The organism is Bacillota bacterium (assembly GCA_012837285.1).
Classification (GTDB): Bacteria; Bacillota; DTU030; order DUMP01; family DUMP01; genus DUNI01.
Genome location: DURJ01000045.1, coordinates 1 through 1,838, shown reverse-complemented (window position 1 = coordinate 1,838; position 1,838 = coordinate 1). Strand labels below are relative to the sequence as shown.

Here is a 1,838-nt window from a genome sequence, read left to right as displayed (position 1 = left end):
GCCCAAAGGAGGAACATACCATCGTAAACATGTTTTTCACCGGCGAACGTGGTGTAGGCAAGAGCACCTTGCTTAACCGCCTGCTGGCCAAGCGCCAACTTAAGATAGACGGGTTTCGTACCCTGCCTTTTGTCCATCCTGGCGGCGGCAAAGGGTTTTATCTGGCTGCCAATGAAGAAGTTCCCCTGGCCAATCCCGGACCGGACAGAATCATCGCCCGGCGTGCAGCCGACGGCCGAATCGAAGAGCGATTTCCACATGTGTTTGATACAGTGGGAGTGAGGATTCTTTCCCGCTGCCTGAACAACCCACCGGATCTTATTGTCATGGACGAACTGGGCTTTCTGGAAAACCAAGCCCTGCAATTTCAGCACTGGGTATTTCGTTGCCTTGAGGCACCGGTGTCGGTACTGGGGGTCATAAAGCCCCGGTCAACACCGTTTTTAGACCGTATCCGCCAGCGTCAGGATGTAACTGTCTGCCCAGTAACCGTGGCTAACCGCGAGCAGATGTACCGGCAACTGGCAGCCAAATTCAGCAACCCCAACCACGATTCCTATCTCCCTACTGTTTCTGCCGGGCCTCAGCCACGGCCATAGTAAGGGCTCGTTCCACCAAGGCCGGCAGTACGCTTACGGTGCGCGGGCGCGAACTGCGTGGAGCGCTGGCTACAGCGTCAGCCACTGCCATCTGCCCGGCGGTGGCAATGGTAGCGGTATCAGGGGTTTTGCCCACCAGGAATTGTTCCGCCTCAGGGGCCCGCACCGGTCTGGGACCTACCGGGGCCATAACAATCCGCGCCCATTCAACTGCAGCGTTGGCCAAAGAGACCATGGCCGCTACACTGAGCACCGGCAGAGCCGACACTTTACGCCCGGACAAGCGGGCAAAGCCGGTTCCTTGGCCGGGGAGACAGCCGTGAAATTGAACCTGGGTTACTAGTTGGCACGTGCTGTCCACAGTAGAGCGGCCGCTGTCGGCGTACATATTTTCCACCGGAACTTGAACACTGCCGCTGCCGGTAGCGATGATAGCGTCAGCGCCCAAAGCCATCAGGACTACAGCCGTATCGGCTGCCGGGTGAGCAGTGACCACATTGCCTACCACTGTGCCCACACTTCTTATCTGCTGCGAACCCACGGAGCGAGCGGCGGTGGCCAGAGCCGAAGCCTTGTCCTGGATCAGCGGTGCCGTGCCTACCTCATGGTGGGTCACAGCCGCTCCAATGGAGATCACGTTGTTCTCATAGATAATGTGCTGGAGAGGGCCGATACGGCTAATGTTCACTAAGTACCGATAGTCAGGTTGGTCCCGGCCGGAAACCATCATCAAGTCAGTTCCACCAGCCATAACCCGTCCTTGTCCTTGATACTTCTCCAACAAGTACAGCGCTTCTCCTATGCATTCAACAAACACACATTTGTCCACTCCTATTTCCCCCCTGTTAGTTTTCAGCCGAAATCGGTGATTGGATTCTCTTTGTTTCCTTAACCAATTTCCCGATGCTTGCCGGAGCAGCAAAAAGGACAGAAGCAATAGCACCCACCGGTGCTACATGCCCCTGTCCTTTGGCCTGAGAGTTTCCCCTGTACAGGGTTACCCCTTCGGCGTTCCAGCCATGAAGATGATAGGCTGAACCTCTCCAGAGTGCCGTCCCGGCAAAGTATCGTGCCTGAGAGATTCGGTCGCTGCGCGTAGCGGCCCAGCGGCCTTGCTCCTTCGGCGCCTAGAGGACTCTCCTTTGCCCATCATTCGGCCCAAGCATTAGTCTATTAAGACTCTTTTGTAATGTTCATTATATCATGTCAACTCACCAGACTAGCATAAAGCATTTCTAT

At 55.9% G+C, this 1,838-nt stretch carries 1 protein-coding gene, 1 pseudogene and 1 riboswitch; of the genes and pseudogenes, one reads left to right on the top strand and one right to left on the bottom strand.

All coding sequences use genetic code 11. The features are described 5' to 3' along the window. A partial coding sequence (locus GX016_02705; GenBank protein HHT70475.1) for a hypothetical protein occupies positions 1-599 on the top strand: 599 nt, incomplete at its 5' end. On the opposite strand, the pseudogene GX016_02700 reads toward GX016_02705, so the two are convergent. After that, a pseudogene (locus GX016_02700) lies at positions 565-1,371 on the bottom strand (xanthine dehydrogenase family protein subunit M). The gene GX016_02705 and the pseudogene GX016_02700 overlap by 35 nt on opposite strands. 180 nt (positions 1,372-1,551) lie before the next feature. Then, positions 1,552-1,656, bottom strand: a riboswitch (glycine riboswitch). Between the last annotated feature and the right edge of the window lie 182 nt (positions 1,657-1,838).